Origin of the sequence: Flavilitoribacter nigricans DSM 23189 = NBRC 102662, assembly GCF_002646595.1 — a bacterium.
In the GTDB taxonomy this organism is placed as follows: domain Bacteria; phylum Bacteroidota; class Bacteroidia; order Chitinophagales; family Saprospiraceae; genus Flavilitoribacter; species Flavilitoribacter nigricans.
Map to the genome: position 1 here is coordinate 268123 of NZ_PDUD01000023.1, position 17392 is coordinate 285514.

The 17392-nt window shown below is 51.6% G+C and carries 12 protein-coding genes; 4 read left to right on the top strand and 8 right to left on the bottom strand.

Annotation, left to right across the window (positions count from 1 at the left end; translation table 11 throughout):
* The first annotated feature begins 35 nt into the window (after positions 1–35).
* The 3 genes from CRP01_RS19020 (at position 36) to CRP01_RS19030 (ending at position 3770) form a co-directional block, all read left to right on the top strand.
* Complete coding sequence (locus CRP01_RS19020; RefSeq protein ID WP_099151669.1) at positions 36–758, top strand: gluconate 2-dehydrogenase subunit 3 family protein; 723 nt, start codon at positions 36–38, stop codon at positions 756–758.
* A 441-nt stretch (positions 759–1199) separates the two neighbouring features.
* Positions 1200–2183, top strand: a complete 984-nt coding sequence (locus tag CRP01_RS19025; protein ID WP_099151708.1) for an NAD-dependent epimerase/dehydratase family protein — start codon at positions 1200–1202, stop codon at positions 2181–2183.
* Positions 2184–2354: 171 nt separating this feature from the next.
* Positions 2355–3770, top strand: coding sequence for a Gfo/Idh/MocA family protein (locus CRP01_RS19030; protein WP_099151670.1), 1416 nt, complete (start codon positions 2355–2357; stop codon positions 3768–3770).
* Positions 3771–3960: 190 nt separating this feature from the next.
* On the opposite strand, the gene CRP01_RS19035 is transcribed toward CRP01_RS19030, so the two are convergent.
* The 6 genes from CRP01_RS19035 to CRP01_RS19060 all read right to left on the bottom strand — a co-directional run bounded on the left by CRP01_RS19035 (position 3961) and on the right by CRP01_RS19060 (position 11699).
* The gene (locus CRP01_RS19035) at positions 3961–5478 is read right to left on the bottom strand and encodes a tail fiber domain-containing protein (protein WP_099151671.1); all 1518 of its coding nucleotides are present in this window, start codon (positions 5476–5478) and stop codon (positions 3961–3963) included.
* A 618-nt stretch (positions 5479–6096) separates the two neighbouring features.
* Positions 6097–6534, bottom strand: coding sequence for a hypothetical protein (locus tag CRP01_RS19040; protein WP_099151672.1), 438 nt, complete (start codon positions 6532–6534; stop codon positions 6097–6099).
* Positions 6535–6739: 205 nt separating this feature from the next.
* Positions 6740–9079, bottom strand: a complete 2340-nt coding sequence (locus CRP01_RS19045) for a GAF domain-containing protein (RefSeq protein WP_143473444.1) — start codon at positions 9077–9079, stop codon at positions 6740–6742.
* A 381-nt stretch (positions 9080–9460) separates the two neighbouring features.
* Positions 9461–10009, bottom strand: a complete 549-nt coding sequence (locus CRP01_RS19050; protein ID WP_099151674.1) for a globin family protein — start codon at positions 10007–10009, stop codon at positions 9461–9463.
* A gap of 50 nt (positions 10010–10059) precedes the next feature.
* Complete coding sequence (locus CRP01_RS19055) at positions 10060–10485, bottom strand: heavy-metal-associated domain-containing protein (protein WP_099151675.1); 426 nt, start codon at positions 10483–10485, stop codon at positions 10060–10062.
* Positions 10486–10850: 365 nt separating this feature from the next.
* A complete protein-coding gene (locus CRP01_RS19060; RefSeq protein WP_099151676.1) occupies positions 10851–11699 on the bottom strand; it encodes a PIG-L deacetylase family protein in 849 nt (282 codons plus the stop codon).
* Positions 11700–11955: 256 nt separating this feature from the next.
* Between CRP01_RS19060 and CRP01_RS19065 the strand changes: the two genes are divergently transcribed.
* Positions 11956–14334, top strand: a complete 2379-nt coding sequence (locus tag CRP01_RS19065; RefSeq protein WP_099151677.1) for an ABC transporter permease — start codon at positions 11956–11958, stop codon at positions 14332–14334.
* Positions 14335–14426: 92 nt separating this feature from the next.
* Here CRP01_RS19065 and CRP01_RS19070 read toward each other — a convergent pair whose 3' ends face one another.
* Positions 14427–14858 carry a PepSY-like domain-containing protein gene (locus CRP01_RS19070; protein WP_099151678.1) on the bottom strand — a complete coding sequence of 144 codons (432 nt, stop codon included), beginning with the start codon at positions 14856–14858 and terminating at the stop codon, positions 14427–14429.
* 794 nt (positions 14859–15652) lie between these two features.
* Positions 15653–17119 carry a T9SS type A sorting domain-containing protein gene (locus CRP01_RS19080; protein WP_170110444.1) on the bottom strand — a complete coding sequence of 489 codons (1467 nt, stop codon included), beginning with the start codon at positions 17117–17119 and terminating at the stop codon, positions 15653–15655.
* Between the last annotated feature and the right edge of the window lie 273 nt (positions 17120–17392).

The window sequence follows — 17392 nt, forward strand, 5'->3', positions numbered from 1 at the left end:
CAGTAGAATGTTGCCTCTTTTAAAAAATATAAAAGATGAAAAGGAGAGATTCTTTAAGGACACTTTTGGTAGGGACGGTAGCCGGGGCTACGTTGGGTTCTACCACTTCCTGTAATACCGATCCGACCACCACTCCTCCTACGCCGGAGACGCCTCCGGCCACGGGTTTATACGGGCGGCTCCCGAAGGAAATTGAGCGGGATCAAAGAATAATGGCTGAGATCTTTCTCAATGAGCATGAGTTGGCCACTATTGCCGTACTCTGTGATATCATTTTGCCGGCAACGGATGAAGCGGGTTCTGCTACCGATGCGGAGGTTCCTGAGTTTATCGATTTTATCGTTAAGGATATGCCCTATCATCAATTGCCGATGAGAGGTGGTTTGATGTGGCTGGATATCGAATCCAACCGGCGGTTTAATAAGACTTTTATTACCTGTACAGATGCCGAGCAGATTGAGATCGTAGAAGATATTGCTTATCCGGATGAGGAAAATAAGAAGCCGGACATGGCACCGGGTATCAAGTTTTTTAGTCTTATTCGCAATTTGACGGTAACGGGCTATTACACCACCAGAATGGGTTTTGATGACCTGGGTTATGTGGGTAACCGTCCAAATGTTTGGGATGGCGTTCCCGAAGAGATTCTGGCTGATCATGATGTGGAACTTGATGCGGAATGGGCCGCTAAATGCATCGACCAGAGTACCAGGGAAACGATCGCGGAGTGGGATGAAAAAGGGAATTTGTTGACTTGATCAACGTTTTCCTTTTGGTTCTCCTACTACGAATGGTAGTCCGTATAGCGTCTTATTAAAACCTAAAAAGACGCTAAGTTTTTATCGTGAAGACCGCCAGGGTTAGTGCATTTGCCGTCGGCAAATGCACTAAAACCTGGTAGTTCTTTGCGATGGCGCTCTTGGTTGCTGCTGGCACCAGTCAGCCTGGGGGAAGGCTCGGAGTGGCAGAACCAACTTCCCGACTTCATCAGACAAGCACCCTAACTCTTAGCTTGCTCCCGTCCCAAATAAGCAGGATTTCCCACTGCCTTTTGCCAATCTTCATCCGATCGGATCCGGAATACCAGTTTATGGTTACCTTCTTTGAAAGCAAGTAGCATAGATTCTTCACCTGGGATTATCTGCGTCAAGTATATGACCTACGGCAAAGAACTGCCTAACCAACTCAATCATGCATCCATGGAACGCATACTCGTCACCGGTGCCACCGGAAAAGTAGGGCAGGCCTTCATCAGGGCTTTGTTGGCCAATCCTGCATTCGACACCTTCACCGTCCGGGCGCTCTGCCACCGTCGAGAGATCGAACCGGGCGACCGGCTCGAAATGATCAAAGGGTCACTGGCCGATCGCGAGGTAGTGATCCGGGCCATGGATCACGTTACCCACGTACTACACCTGGCCACAACCAAGGAATCGCCGGACACGATCATGGACGTAGCCGTCAAGGGCATGTTCTGGTTGCTGGAAGCCTGCCGGGAAAGTCCGGATTTCCGACAGTTCCTACTTATCGGAGGGGATGCTGCCTTAGGGCATTTTTTCTACCCTCATCCGGCACCAGTACACGAACAGCAGCGGCACAGTGCTTATCCGGGGTGCTATGCCTTGTCAAAAGTCCTGGAAGAAGTGATGCTGGAGCAGTACTACATTCAGTACGATCTCTGCGGCACCTGTCTGCGTGCTCCCTGGATCATGGAGAAAGACGATTTCAAATACCAGCTGTCCTTCGGGGAAGATGTCTTCGGCGGACCGGTCTGGCACCAACTGGTCGATCCCGAACGGGCCGCCCGCTACCGGGATGCGGGTACCATCCCCGTTATGCTGGATCCGGACGGCGTACCGGTCAAGCGGAATTTTGTGCATGTGGACGACCTGGTATCCGCGATCCTGCTGGCGCTGGATCACCCGCGGGCCCAACAACAGACCTTTAATATCTGCATGGACGAGCCGGTGGATTACGGCGAATTGGCCGCTTATTTACAGGAAAGTCGCGGCCTACCCTCCGTCGGCATCAAAACGGATTTCCATTCTACCTGGCTGGATAATGCCAAAGCCAAATTTCTGCTTGGTTGGCGACCGGGTTATGATCTGAAAAAAATGGTGGAGAGCGCCTGGGGCTATCAGCGCACGGAAGAGGATCCCCGGGTGGTTTGGTACCCGGGATGAATGAATAGCCAATCACATATCTGTCGTCGTCCCTCCCTAACTGTTTATCCAGGACAAAGCGTTTTATCGAGTCCTCCATTTTCCTTACCTTGATCAGGTAATAGACGAAAGCAAAAGAAATCGCGAAAGCCGAAATGAGACCGAGTGGCAGCGCTAAAATTTAAACAAGACATGAAAAGCAAAACAAAAAAGCCAGTATCACGCAGAAAGTTTATCAGTACTACGGCGGTCACAGCCGCCGGACTGAGTATCGTACCCCGTCATGTCCTCGGTGGACCGGGCTTCACGCCTCCCAGCGATAAAGTGAATATCGCCGTAGTTGGGGTCGGCGGCCGCGGTAAACAAAACGCCCAGGCGCTGATGCAACTGGACGATGTACAGATCACCGCTATCGCTGATCCGGCGGAATACTGGGACCTCGCCGATTTTTATTACCGCTCTAAAGCCGGCCGCGGTCCGGTCCGGGAGATGCTGCAGGATCATTACGCTGCAAAAACACCGAACTACCGGGTGGCCGTTTATCACGATTTCCGCAAAATGCTGGAACAGGAAACCTCTCTCGATGCGGTGCTTTGCGGTACGCCCGATCACACGCACGCCTACGTCTCGCTCCTGTCGATGAAGGCCGGCAAACACGTCTACTGCGAAAAACCACTGACTCATAATATCTGGGAAGCTCGCGAAGTCCAACGGGTAGCCCGCGAAACAAAAGTAGCTACCCAAATGGGCAACCAAATGCACAGCAGCGAGGGCATCCGCCGAACGGTAGAGTACCTGCGTGCCGGCGTCATTGGCCCCATCCGGGAGGTGCACGCCTGGGTACCCGCTACGCGCTGGATCAACAGCCTCGAAGGAATACCAAAAGGACGCTCCCCGCTTCCGGCTGACTTCGACTGGGACCTCTGGCTCGGACCGCGGGCGTACCGGCCTTTCCACGAAGCATACGTTCCGGTGACCTGGCGCGATTTCTGGGATTTCGGCTGTGGGGCTATGGGAGATTTCGGCTGCCACGACCTGGACGCTGCCGTCTGGGGGCTCGAACTTCCGGCTCCGGAGACCGTCGAATTAAGGCCTGCGGGCTACAGCGATCAAAATATTACGCCTTACGGGGAGATCGGCTACTATCAATTCCCGGCCCGCGGTGAACAGGCTCCCGTCCAACTGACCTGGTACGCGGGGGGACTGCGACCGGCTCATCCGGAATTATTACCGGAAGACCAACCGCTGGCCCGGCGCGGCGCACTCTACATCGGTGAAAAAGGGATTATGGTCTACGATGGTGGAGGCAAGGCTCCGCGCTTGTTTCCCACTTCCCTGGAAGAGGAAGCGGCCCGGGCACCCAGTATCCTCGCTGCTACCAATGGCCACCACCGGGATTGGGTCGATGCCATCAAGGGCGGCCCGGCGGCGAGTTCTCATTTCGAATACGGGGCTCACCTGACCGAGATCACTTTGCTCGGCGTGCTCTCGCTGCGGCTCGGCGGCAAGAAGATCCACTGGGATGCCACTAACCTGAAGGCCATCGGCCTGCCGGAAGCAGATCCCTTTATTCGGGAACCGGTACGTGCTGGTTGGGAGATGTCTTAAAGGGTAATATGCACGGCGAAGAGTACGGAATATAGAGATTGACCGAAATCTTCTTAGGCTAATATTGCCCGGCGTTGAGATTCGGTGAAATCGCTTTTCCGAAGTTGATAAGTTTTTAGAAGGTTAGCTGATTTTCAGCTAACGCTTTACTTATTTCTTAGATGTGCGATTGGGGAAGCGTACCACCTTATCACCGCCCACCCAACACCATCCGCCGGCTCTCAAAGACTTCCCCGTCAAGGATCAGGCTATACACATACGTACCCGTGCTGAGCGATCGCGTTTCCACATTGAGCAGCCCTTCTCCTTTTTCCCGGATGGGGATACGTTTCAGGACCTTCCCATCCGGGCCTGCGATCTGTATGAGGGCCTTTTCCACCCGCTCGGGAATAAAATACCGAATACGGGTAAGGCCGGTAAAAGGATTCGGCTCATTTTGGTGAAGTAAAGGCTGCGTGCCGGAGGCGGCATCTGCGCCCTCCAGCAGCACCTCCTGCGTATTCGGTCCTGTTGCCTTTTCCAAACGGGCTATGGCCGCCTCAATGTCCGACAGGCGTTTGCGCAGTTCCCGGTTCTCGGATTGCAGTGCCTGTACCTCAGCCTGTAACTTTTCCTTTTCCAGTGCTTCGGCAGCCCGCTCTTCCTGCAATTCCTGCAGGGCTTTCAGGGCCAGTACACCGGTTTTGGAATAATCCAGGGAAAGGTACATTTCACCCGCCCGGTTGGGAGCCAGTCGTACGATCTCCGGATATACTTTTGCCACATCCTGGGCGATCAGTCCGAGCGAGGGTTTGGCTTCCTGGTCGGCAGTGTATTCGAAAGTAGAAATATGTAAAGCGGGTAGCAGGGGTAACACCTTTTTGTATGGCCGGATATTTTTTTTGAGCCGTCGGTCGGAACCGGAATAGGTGCCGTTGGTGGCAATGACGGCCACCGGGGTGATACCACCGTTGTAGAAAAAATTGAATTCACCCTGAAAGAGCGACATCTCCCAGCTGACCGCACTGCCGGCCCGTTCCATCCGGATACCGTATTCATCGCCGCCGTTCCGCGATTTTACATCCAACGGACGGATGGGGTTGGTGGTACCGATACCGACATCCCCGACATTGTCAATGACCATTCGGGTGAAATTGCCGTTAGTCCGTAGTTGCAGGCCGTCGGCGGTAGATGCGTTGTTGTAGACGATCCCGCCTCTCTGCCCCGAACTTTCATCCCCAAACAAGAGGCCGCTTTCGGTATTGCTGCCCGTAAGTACCGTCAGGTAGCCGTTCCCTGAACTTTTTTCGAAGGCCGCAATCGTATTGGCATTAAAGTTGCCCACGCCTACCGTGCCCTCCCGCACCTGCAACTTCACATTCGGGGTTGTGGTACCAATTCCAACATCTCCGAGGTTGCTGATCGTCATTTTAGCCGCGTTGTTCGCTCCGAAGAAGATGCTACCGTTCTTGCGATTATACAGGTACATTTGATCTCCGGTCATGTAGAGATAGCCCCGGTAGTCCGTTCCGTTGTAGAACGAAATAAACGGTGAGCTCCCATCCAGTCGGATGGATTCGAAATTGTCCCGGATGTGGAGGGAGACATTCTGGGCCGGATTATTTTCATTAATACCGATCTGGGTAGGTTTCAAAACTACCTGGGCGGATGCAGTTATTCCGGAATACAGCATGATGCCCAAACTTAACCGTAAAATAAGTCGTAACATGGGTTGTGATTATTGATGGGTTAGAAAGAAAAAAGGGCGCGGGAAATATCAGAAACAGCACTTGGTGGGAACCGGGGGGAAGGTATTGATTATAATGTTCCGTCAGCTTAGGATGACACAATCGGGTTGTTCAGAAGCTCGGAGCCAAAACTTTGTCGGGATGGATCTATGCCGGCTGAGGGATCTTCTCACCCGTCGAATACCTATACCAGGGAACGCGATGCCAGCATATTTTCAAGATGGTAGTACAGTTGTGTAAGTACTTAAAATTACGGCTTATTCCTGAATTTATGCTGTTTTTAGGGTATGGAAAGCGAATCAGCCGGGACGCTGATTCGCTGTACAGGGAATTGGAATTGTAACTGATAGGAAATCAGTTTTTTAGAGGTTGTTTCAATTGTTTAAGTGTTCAGGTTTACACAATGGATCCTCTCTGATTGGTCCTAATAGCTTGTGCTTCGTGCATTCGGAGATTATCCATTGGTTTTATCACTCGTCATGAAGGCAACAAAACGCCACATTGCATCCTTGTATTTACGTATGACGTGCAAGTACTTGCGTGAAGATTTGAAGCCTTCCAATGGTGGATCTATTTATAACTTCTGGCACCTACTACCATCACTCCTCCAGCGAAAAAGCGGTCAGCACAACATCCCAGTGAGCCAAAAGCAGTTCAAAGCGTTTTTGCTCTTCCTGTTTCAATTGTTCCTGATCGGGATAGATGGATTGGGATATCTCCTTCCAGATCGCCATATTATACGCTGATTCCAGGTCTTTAAAAACGAAGCGGATCCGAAAATCCCAACGATCGGCTTCCTGGCTATGGAAGGGTGGTTTTTCCATTTCTACTTTCGTGATGTAGCCCAATTCCTGTACTTTTTTAACGATCGGGTAATGGTTCTTTTTGTAGAGCTCGAGAAACTCATCCTGATGTCCCCATTTGATGCGGTAGTAATTTTCTACAATGTAGGGCTGATCGGTCGTGTTGCCCGACTGCGCGCTGAGGGTGGTGGCCAGAAGCATAACGAAGACTGGCATCCAGATGCTTTTGTACATAACGTATGGTGTTTTGATGGTTTATAATATATAGTTTGCCTCACTCCATCTTTAGCCCGATCAAAAAAGATCGCTCTCGAAAAATGGGCCGGGAGTCAGTAGGTCAATTCATATAGAAAAGCTACAATTTGCCGGATCTGCCATTCGGGGAGATGGCCAGATCGACACAAGTCTGGCGGATATTGACTCTCTGATTCAAATCAACTTACTCGCCCAACGCCACCGCCAACCGAGCCGCCTTCAACCCCTGCACCCCCTGTAGTTCCTCCAAGTCAAAATACTCGATGGACGGCTCGATGTATTCGTGGGCCAGTAAGTACTCGAAGTAACGGGCGTACTCGGTGCGTTCTTTCTCCGAGGTGTAGATCACGGCAATTCGCTTGGGTTGGGTGATGCGTTCGTCGGTTCCTTTAATGACGGCTTTATCGATCCGTTTTTTCATGATCTCGTAGCGGACATTGTAGGCACCGTCCACGTCGAATTGTTTCTCCTCGATCCGAAAGCGGATATTAACCGGAGCGCTGTGGACCAGGATCAGTTGGGTGATCGACAGGGGTACTTCCAGTTCGGGTTGTAGGTCTGCGATCTTACGGGCGATCTCGCAGGCAGCGATCAGTTGGTACAGGCGGAGATTCCGCAGGTAGATCGGAGAGAAGGGCCGATCTTTCACCAGCGACGGCCCAATGTAAATGTTGTACTCGACCCCATCGGTCTGGTATTTTTCAAAATAATGAGGAAAGATCCGTTGTAACTCCTGCTGATCCCGCAGCAGCGCATTGGAGATCGTTTCGTTGATCCGCTGCAGGCTCGATTCGTAGGCTGCCCGTTTCTGGTGCAGCAACTCGGTACCCGTTTCCGTACGCTCCATAAAGGACTGAAAGAGGGGCTGCAGTTCGGGGTAGGATGCGTGCAGGTGCCGAAACAGCGGGTTGACCTCCTCCCGTAGGAATTCCATGGCTTCGGATTCTTCGCCCGGTCCCATTCCTTCCTCGATCCGGCGGATCTTGCGCTCCAAGGTATAAGCCAGTTCCCGGTGGCTAACGAGCGGGAGGGAATCCCGGGTCAGTTGCAGTATCCTGCCGGCCTCCTGCATATGCGCGATGAGATCGTCCCGGATCGAAGCGTTCCGCAACTCGGAAGAACCCCGGATGTCCGCGGCACCGTACAGCGGATAGACGCCCTCGAAGAGGATGGAGCCCGGTTCGGCGGGACGATTGCTCTGACGGTGGTCCAGGCTTTGGATGGCCGCCTCCCGGAAGCGCCATTCTACCGCCGGGTGAATGGCGGTATAGTTTTCTTTGATCGCTCTTTGTACCCGGTTTTCGAATCGTTCGCGGTTCTCGTGCGCCACCCGGGCGAAAAAGGGCAATACCCGTTTGAGTTTGTGTGAACTCAGATGATCGATGTCGCCGATATTCGGAGAGGTGATTTCCAGTATGCCGACCAAGCGCTCCTGGTAGTAAAGCGGGGATAGGATCCAGTTGCTGACCCCCATCTTCAGCAGGGCTTTTTCGATGCGGGAACCGGATGAATCACGGGCCAGATCTTCGATCAAGAGGTATTTGCCCTCCCGGATGGCCCGGCCGTAGGGAGAACGTTGAATGTCTTCCAGATTAAAATCCTTAGCCGACCTGATCAGCAGACTATTCCAGCCTTTATTGGTGGTTGTCCAGTTCAGTTGATTATCGCCCTGGAGGGTAGCAAGGCCGAGCCGGATATCCGGCAGCCGGAACAGGATACTGAGTTCCCGTTGCAGTTGCTCAAAACTCCCTTCGGTAATCCCGCCGCGTTGGTTCAGGGTGAGGCGTTCCAGTCTGGCGGTCGCCTCTTCTACCGTCACGTCAACCATATTGTAAAAATGGAGGCCGGTAAAGGTGAATTTCCGGGGCGGTAGATGTTGCATCCACAGGTCCAGGTTGTGGAAATTATCGACCAGGTGATCCAGGGTGTCCGGGGCCAGCTTCGGTAAGCGGCCCTTGTGTTCCAGGCGCATAAAGGGGCCATAACCATTGATCTTGTAGTAGCGATCCAGGCCGGTCTGGGGGTGCGGCAGGGCGATGATCTGCGGTTGATCAACGGTTAAGGGTAATTGGTAGAGTGTATTCAGGATGTATTTGTAGGCATAAAGCATTCGCCAGAACAGTGCCTGCCGGCGGGCTGTAGGCGAGGTGCCCTCCGGGAACAGGGAGGTTTGCTCCCCGATGAGGCGCTGGAAAGGTTGCGAAGTATAAAAGAAGTCTACCGAAAAAGGCTTACTGACCGCCTTGATCTCGGGGTTTTTAGAAAAGGTTGGGAAAAACGGTCGCAACAGGAGTTCCAGGGACTCCCGGTGGGTTTCCAGGATCTTTAGGTCCAGGATGGGTTCCGCTAGTTCCGGGGTTTGGACAAAGTGCTCTTCGAGTAGGTCCAGCGGTACCGGTAGCATCTCTTGGGGCTGAGTAGCTTCCTGTCGCCAGTAGTCGATCAGGGGGCGGAAAGAAAGCAGGCTGCCGAACGGGAATTCATCGATATTCATGATGATCTCATCCGCTTGCGCAATGATCAAGGATTCTGATTTGGGAAGCATATTGGTCATGGTCCTGGTAATTATGGCTGTAATTAAAATTAAGACCTACACGACTAATGGGGAAGCGCTCGGAGTGGTTTGGCCGATTTGTGTTAATAAATGGCCGGATTGGTGGGCATGCGGCAGGCTCCCGGGTGGCAATATGCTGGGTTTATCAGATTAGGCTGCTCGATCTGAAGCTGGCCAACTAGTAGTGGGAGAAAAAAAAGCGATCTTCGGTGTATCAAAAAAACATCCCGGATTTCGGCAATGGCCAAAATCCGGGATGGATCTAAAATGCAAATTCGTTGAAGCGGGAAGCCTCAGAATGAGATTTCCCCGCGCTGGCAAAGCCATACAAAGGCGTTCTCGTTAGTAGGTCTATTCCTGGACTACATCCGAACGGGAATCTTCCAAAATAACCCCGAGTTCGGCAATTAAATTGGCGGAAACATTATTCTGATTGGCACCGGTCACGATGGCAGCGATAAAGTTGTCAAAGTCACCATCATCCGCTGTCATGGCCATGCGTGGATTCGTACTGGGATCGTGCGCGTCGGACATATTCATACCCGTGTAAGAAGCATTTTGCGCGCCGGCTTCCACACTGAGAAAATCGGTGAAGTTTTTACTGAGCGCGGCCAGATTGCTGGTATTACCACCGGACAATTCCGCCAGTAGGGGCGCAAAAAATCCCAATAAATCAGGATCGGCGGCAATTACAAAAATACTGCTGTCTACCACCGAGCGGATCGCCAGCCGTCCTTCTTCGATCATCTGACCGGGATTGGCGGGGTCACTGACCATCTCGGTACCACCGAGCCGTTCGTACAGGGTATCATCGCCCATGGAATCGTCGTCGTCATTCTTGCAGGCTGTCCACATCAGCACGGTGGCTAATAATACAACAGAAGCGAATCTAAATTTCATTGGTCCTTGAGTTTATAGGTGAAAGAATTAAAAGATTGTTTACTAGTCAATTAGAGGGTGCGTCTCAGATAGGCGCCCATTCTAACGAAGATTGAATTTTGTCCGGTGACCGGACAGCTACTGCTATTTTTGGGAAGGTCCGGCAGAAAACGCTCCGCCTGAAAAGCAAATTTGTGCTGGATTTTCTGGAGCACAGCGTCCGCCGATACGATCTTCGGATCGTGACTAAATACCACGATGCGATCCGGAACATTGAAATACGTTTGCTGTACGCCGGATACGGCCAGAATAGCGCCCTTCACGCGCCTGGCGGAAAGCGAATCTATCGGCTCCTGAAAATCGATCCGGCTGAGTTGGATCTGCGGGCCGGTGGCGGCGATCGCTCCCGGCAAATGATAGAGGTAAGTGCCGAAGGACAGTAGGGCGATCGTTAGCAATAAAATAGTCCGGGTGCTTTTTTTTATGCGGGTCATCATGGCGTATTACAGTTTTAAGTCGGTAGAATAAGATACAGTGGTCAGGGCTCTTCCGTATTCGGGAGGCATAATAAGCCTTTTAGGGCCCGGAAGCCACGCTCGTTGATTAGATGACCCGGATTGTTGATTGGATAGGCAGTATTAGTGACTGGTACCGTTCGCAGTTATAAAAAAAAATTATCATACGGAGCGGTGATATTTCCGTATCGATACACCCAAAGACCTATGGATCGCAATAAAACATGAGCTACCGTGGCTGCGGTCGGAAAATTATACCTGATCGGAAAAGCAGGAATTGATTTGATAATCTAACTTTCTTGTTCCATAAAGTCGCTATCCTGGGAACCGCTAAGCTAAGATTTTGCTCAATCAAAAAGACTCTCCGAAACATCCGATGGCCCCACAAATTTGCGCAGATACACCACCTTATCCTGAGCCCGCTCTTCCATCCGTTCCCGCAGTCCTTCCAGCTGAAACTGACTTTTGTGGCAGGAAATGGCAGCAAAAGCCGCTTCGAAATCCTCGTCCGTATAGCTGATCTTTGTGGTGAGGTATTGCGGATCCACGCCCCGCAGCAATCGGGATTCCTCATCTTCGATCAGGTTGGAGGGCGTACCGTAATAGTAGAGCGTGGAAGGCTTTTCCCAGTCGCGGTTGAGAAACACGTTGGTGACCGTAGCGCCCGTCAGCCGGTGGTCCATGTGATTGGAGCCGCCGTCCGGCCCCCAGGTCAGGAGCACGTCCGGTTGTATTTTCTCTACCAGTTCGAACATTTCCTTGAGAAAGGCGCGGACGTGCGGCATATGCCCGTCGTAGCCTTCCGCGGCCCGAAACTGATCATGGTAATCCAGATGGATCAGTTCTACTCCGAGCTTATCGGCGGCACACTGCATTTCCGCTTTTCGAATAGCGACCAGGCCGTCTCCGGCTTCCAGACCGGAAAAATCATTCACCCCCAGCCGTCCGTCCGTAGCGATCACCACGTAGACTTTTACCCCTTCCCGAGCGTAGCGGGCCAGGATGGGCGCCACGGTCGATTCATCATCGGGATGGGCAAAAACGGCCATCAAGACCTTGCTGCTGAGATCCGTAACTGCCGACGGTACGGGGGCCTCTTCCTGTGGCGCTTCGGCCGGAGTACATTGAGGCAGCCACGTTAAAGCTGCGATCAGGAGCCATAAAATTTTTCTGCTGGCGTTTTTCTGGAAAGGCATAAGGCTTAATTTTTGGTCGATCGGTGGCCATCATCCACCGTAAAGTGATTTGCTCCTGATGGTTTTGAACCCTTAGGACTCAAACGACTTCCGTCAATAGGTCTGTATAAAAATAGCATTGAAAGGCGGTTATCCAAAACGGAACCCATATTCCAATAGTCGAAAAATAGGGGGACCGCTATTTTTTTGCATCTTTAAGGAACTGATCCCATGTAAAATACCGCTTAATTACCCTACTTACTCAAATCACTCCGACATGTTCCAAAACTATCTGAAAGTTACCTTTCGTAATTTGCTGAAGAACAAATTATTTGTCTTTATCAATGTTACGGGGCTGGGGATCGCTCTGGCCTGCTGCATTGTGGCTTATCTGAACTGGGAATACAACGCCAAGTTCGACGAATACCACACCCAGGCCGATAATACCTATTTCGTCAATTTTGTCCGCATCACCAACGGCCGGCCGATCAAGAATGGCAACAGTCCACTACCTATCGGTGATCAGATCGCGACCTCCATCGCGCAGGTGGATCAGGTGATCCGTTATTACCCGATCGGGGGCAATTTCCGGGTGGGTAATGAGGTGTTCCGCACGTCCCTTTCCGCGGTAGACCCCGAATTTTTCGAAGTGTTTACCTTCCCGATGGTGGTCGGTAGTGCGGCCGGCTTGCAGGACAAACAATCCATCGTGATCAGTACGGAGCTGCAGGAAAAACATTTTCCCGGTCAGCCGGATCCGCTGGGAGAGGTCCTCACCTACATCAACGGCGAAGAACGGATGGATTTTAAAGTTGCCGGCGTATTCCGCAAACCGCCGGATAATAACAGCTTCTACGAAGAGGCTTACATCCGCTACGATCAGGCCATGGACATTCTGGATTTTAAAGAGGATGACTGGTCTTTGTTCAACAATACCTTCGTGACGATCGACAACCCGGACGACGTGCCGGAAGTGGAACGGCAGCTACAGGCCTACGTTGATATCCAGAATAAAGCCAAGGATGACTACAAAGTAGAGTCGTATTTCCTCAACCCCTTTCACGGGAGCGCGGTCCGGGCCGAACGCGAAGACTACTGGAACCACTGGCTGAACAGCAGTCTGCCGACGGCCGCTGCGGTAGCGCCGGGCATTATGGCCCTGCTTATCCTGCTGATCGCCTGCTTCAATTTTACCAATACCTCGATCGCCATTGCCAACCGGCGGATCAAAGAGATCGGCATCCGAAAAGTGCTGGGATCCGGCCGCCGGCAGCTGATCGCGCAGTTCCTGGGAGAAAATGTCCTGCTGGTTTTTCTGTCACTGCTGGCCGGACTGCTCATCTCCGCTTTTCTGGTGCCGGCTTACAGCGCCATGTGGCCCTTCCTGGAAATTAAGCTCAATTTGCTGGAAAACCTCGATCTCCTGGGTTTCCTCAGCCTGTTGCTGTTATTTACGGCCCTGATCGCGGGCAGCTACCCGGCTTTTTACGTCAGTGGATTTCAGCCGACCAGTATCCTCCGGGGAAAGACCAAATTCAGCGGTACCAATATGCTGACCCGGGTATTGCTCACGCTGCAGTACGCCATTTCTCTCCTGGCTATTATTTGTGGGTTTGTCTTTAGTCAGAACGCCAAATACCAGGAAAGCTACGATATGGGCTTCAATGTGGAGAGTATCCTGTTCGCTTACGTCCAGGATGAAAGCGGTTTTACCAAAATGCGCAATGAACTGATGGGCGACTCCCGGATCAAGGAAATGGCCGGCTCCCGGCACAGCATCACTTCCGCCTGGTATACGGATCCCATTAAATACGGCGAATCGGAGATGGACGTCAGTATTTTCGATATCGGCGCCGGCTATTTGTCTACGGTGGGAGCCACGATCGTGGAAGGGCGCGATTTTATTGAGAACAGCCAAACGGACATTGAACGATCCGTGATCATCAATCAGGAGCTGGCCCGGCAGATGGGCTGGTCCGAACCTATCGGGAAGCGGGTAGTGCTCAGCGATACGATTGCTCTCAATGTAGTAGGGGTGGTCAAGGATATCTATTTCGAAGGCGGTCTCTGGGAGCCCCTGGAGCCGATGTTGATGCGCTATTCCGACCAGTCGAATTATCGGTTCATCAGCGTCCGGACGGATATGGAAGATCTGCTGGCCGTGAAAGAGGCCATGGATGAAAAATGGCGGACGGTCTTTCCGGATGAGCTTTCGACCGTACGATTTATGGAGGAGGAAAAGGCCGAAACGGCGCTGGTGAACAGCAACATCCGGACCTTATTTATTTTCCTGGGTATTGTAGCAGTACTGCTGTCGGTGATCGGTCTGTTCAGCCTGGTTTCGCTCAATCTGATCAAACGCATGAAAGAGATCGGCGTCCGGAAGGTGCTGGGAGCGAGCGTGGAAAACATCAGCCTGAAAGTCAGTCGGGAATTCATCATCATCCTGGCCGTGGCTTCGGTACTGGGCTGCGTCGGCGGCTACTTTCTCAGCGATATGCTGATGGCGAGTATCTGGACCTACTATGTGCCACAGCGGGCCATGCCCTTTGTGATCTCAGTGGCCATACTGTTTCTGGTGAGTGTCCTGACCATCGGAGGTAAGGTGGTTCGGGCGGCATCGGTCAATCCGGCTACCATCCTGCGGGATGACTGATGGCCGGGTTAGGTTTAAGCTGGTGACTATGCTGACGCGAAGTGGTTTGGCAACTATCAAGCCGCTTCGCGTCAATATAGGGCCCGGAAAAATTATCCGGAGCCTCCAATAATCATTCCGGCCGGATTGTATTCGACATCTTTGTTTTTGCCCTTTTGCTTAAATTCCACATCGTAGAACCAGCCTTTACTGGAATGTTCTACCTGTTCAATCTCGGTAATATCGTCCTTATCGAACTGCTCTTTGATGGCATCCTGGACCGCTTCCGGCAGGTCGTCGTACTTGATACTATTTTCGGTCTCGATCCACTGGCCGGCCGGGGTGAAGTCCGCGCGGTACTTTTCGCCGTCTTTTTTGAAGTGGGCCTCAAAGTTGCCGTGGTCGTCCTTTTCCCATTCGGGGCTGTTCTCTTTTGGATATTTTTGCTCAAAGCTACGCAGGACCGCTTCCGGGATGCCGTTATTACTTTCCTGGGCCGTACATCCGACTGCGCAGATGCAGAAAATTAGGACTAGATGTTTCATACTTCGGTTTATAGGAAAACCCGGTTTGTGTTGGGTGTGTTTGTTTTGTCGCTTAAAAGGTCGATTTCGGGAGGTCTGCAGTTCTTATAAACATTCAAGGATCCTATAAAAGAAAAATGCCCCCAAACTTTTCAAGTTGAGGGCAATTTTGTCAATCCATTAGAATCAATGAAAAAGCTTATCTCCGCACACAGCGACAACGAAGATCAACGTACTTATCGCTGCCGTAAGGATTCTGATAGCCATCGCTGAAGTACTTAGACCAAGCTCTGTCTTCACTGAACTCTGTCGAGCTCCAGTAAAAGGATTGCAGATTAGCATTGATCTCATTTTTCTGATCGTATATGGCGTCATTTTTTTGTCCAGCAATAGCGCTGCTATTACCGGCCAAAAAAATCTAGGCAGAACCTCAATCTTCCCCTTTTCATCTCAAAAAGCTAAACTCAAACAGCAGAGATTTTTTAGTTTTTATTATTTATGATAGCTACTAATTGCGCCTGCGTTCCATGCTCGTTCGAAATACGGATGATATATGCGAATCAGGAATTAAACTTGGAATCAATGTGCCTTTTAGCACAAAATGTAGGTAGCAAAATGACCATTTCCCGGCTTAGCGTGCCGTAGGTACGCCATGTAAAACCATATTGCGTACCTACGGCACGCTGAACCTCGCAAATTATTGGACAGGCTACCTTTATCTCGTCTCTACGGGACTTTTAACTCCTGATTCGCATGATATTCCTAGCGCTTGCGAATTGAGCGGTTGCTGTTAAAAGGTAGTTTTGTTCAAGCCATTACCGCTGAACCACGAATGACTTGGTTCTTATTTCTCCCGCTTCAAAAAGAGATACGAGATAAGTGCCGTTTTCAAATGGACTATTGTTCAGGTCAATGCTTATTCGATCAACACCTTCGCTCAATTCTTTTTCGTAAACCACCCTTCCGAGCACATCCATAATACGGAGGGTGGCGGCCGGTGTCTGCCGGCCGAACTGGATCTTGACTTCATGGCGGGCCGGGTTGGGGAAAATGGTTAATTCCGCCTGGATGGCATCCAGCTGAGTGCCATTCCCGCCATTCACAGGTGCCGCCGCGTTCTGCCGGCAAGACTGATACGGGCCGGCCCAATCGCCATGGGATAAATGGTCTGGTAAAGCATTTTTATTAAGGCAAAGCGTGCTATAGACGCCGTCCTCATCAGCATGGGTGATGTATAGTTTGTTGTTGCTGCATTTCCAATCAGTACTGTAATCCTTATAATCAAGCAACTGACTGCAATCCGGAATGCCGTCCCCATTGTTGTCTACGGAGTCGTCACCCTCGGGGCAGATATCACAATTATCTGGGACACCATCACAATCAGCATCGCCCCCGCCATTCACAGTGATACTGCGGGAAACGGTACTGGTGTTGCCGTACTGGTCCACGGCCGTCCAGCTGACGACGGTGGTGCCGATCGGGTAAGTTCCCTCTCCCGTACCGTTGCTATTGAAATCATTGGTGAGGGTGAAGGTTGCGCAATTTTCCATGACAACCGGGCCGGGGTTTAGTTCGATTTCGCAACTTCCAGCGGGTGCATCCACCACGATGTCCGGCAACTGGTTGTTCCCGGCTGGAATGACCTCACAGGCGTTGAGGATGAACAGGCATCTGGTCATTAACTTACGGGCTTCCTCATCAATTTTTGCAGCTTCACTGGCAGCCACTTGCAGGCATGCGGGATCGCCGTTGCAATTGGCAATAAATATTTCAAGCTCCGCCAACCGCTGGGCGGTATAAGCCTCCTGTTCATCCAAACAGAGCTCGTATTCAGCATAGCAGGCTTCATCGGTGTAACCGAGCACTGGTGCTTCGTTGTCTTCCACAGTCACCGTATGTGCACAGCTGACGGTGTTGCCCAAGCCGTCGGTAGCTGTCCAGGTGACGATGGTCTCTCCTGGGAAATAAATACCGCTGGCGTCATTGGTCCCGTTGTAATCATTGGTGAAAGTAAAGGGGGCGGCATCTCCCGACACCGTTGGAGCAGCGATGGACAGCGCGGCGCAGCAGACGCCCGCATCCACATCGGCGGTGAGGTTGGCGGGGCAGGTGATGGTTAGTGATGGCAGCATGCTTTGGTATTTGTAGCCGCCCATGTCCACGTTCGTACCGGGGTAGGGGCGGGGATCCCCGTTGAAGTTTGCCTGTGCTACCTGGCCAACGGCCAAAATGAGGAAGCAAGTGAGCAGGGAAGTCTGAAAAATGTTGGTTACCATTTTCATGATCATAATTTTTTTATACTAGGAAAAAAACCGTTGCCAGCCAATGTCCTTAGGTCTTGGCCAGGCAACAGGGAGGTCACCAATCCCGATCTCATACCGGGACTGGACACCGAAAATTATACCTGTCGCTTTGCGATAAGCAGGAGGTGGTAAAGCTTTCGCAAGGAATGAACGGCTGATGCTTTAAAGGTAGGGGCGGCTGAAAGCTTATTCAGAGCAACTGTCCGAACGGTGGGGATCAGCGTCCGAGCGGTAATTAAGATTTGGTGGCCT

Excerpts from the sequence above, each read along its gene's own strand:
- CRP01_RS19020 (WP_099151669.1), top strand. The coding sequence starts at position 36 with ATGAAAAGGAGAGATTCTTTAAGGACACTTTTGGTAGGGACGGTAGCC.
- CRP01_RS19025 (WP_099151708.1), top strand. The coding sequence starts at position 1,200 with ATGGAACGCATACTCGTCACCGGTGCCACCGGAAAAGTAGGGCAGGCC.
- CRP01_RS19030 (WP_099151670.1), top strand. The coding sequence starts at position 2,355 with ATGAAAAGCAAAACAAAAAAGCCAGTATCACGCAGAAAGTTTATCAGT.
- CRP01_RS19035 (WP_099151671.1), bottom strand. The coding sequence starts at position 5,478 with ATGTTACGACTTATTTTACGGTTAAGTTTGGGCATCATGCTGTATTCC.
- CRP01_RS19040 (WP_099151672.1), bottom strand. The coding sequence starts at position 6,534 with ATGTACAAAAGCATCTGGATGCCAGTCTTCGTTATGCTTCTGGCCACC.
- CRP01_RS19050 (WP_099151674.1), bottom strand. The coding sequence starts at position 10,009 with ATGAAATTTAGATTCGCTTCTGTTGTATTATTAGCCACCGTGCTGATG.
- CRP01_RS19055 (WP_099151675.1), bottom strand. The coding sequence starts at position 10,485 with ATGATGACCCGCATAAAAAAAAGCACCCGGACTATTTTATTGCTAACG.
- CRP01_RS19060 (WP_099151676.1), bottom strand. The coding sequence starts at position 11,699 with ATGCCTTTCCAGAAAAACGCCAGCAGAAAAATTTTATGGCTCCTGATC.
- CRP01_RS19065 (WP_099151677.1), top strand. The coding sequence starts at position 11,956 with ATGTTCCAAAACTATCTGAAAGTTACCTTTCGTAATTTGCTGAAGAAC.
- CRP01_RS19070 (WP_099151678.1), bottom strand. The coding sequence starts at position 14,858 with ATGAAACATCTAGTCCTAATTTTCTGCATCTGCGCAGTCGGATGTACG.
- CRP01_RS19080 (WP_170110444.1), bottom strand. The coding sequence starts at position 17,119 with ATGAAAATGGTAACCAACATTTTTCAGACTTCCCTGCTCACTTGCTTC.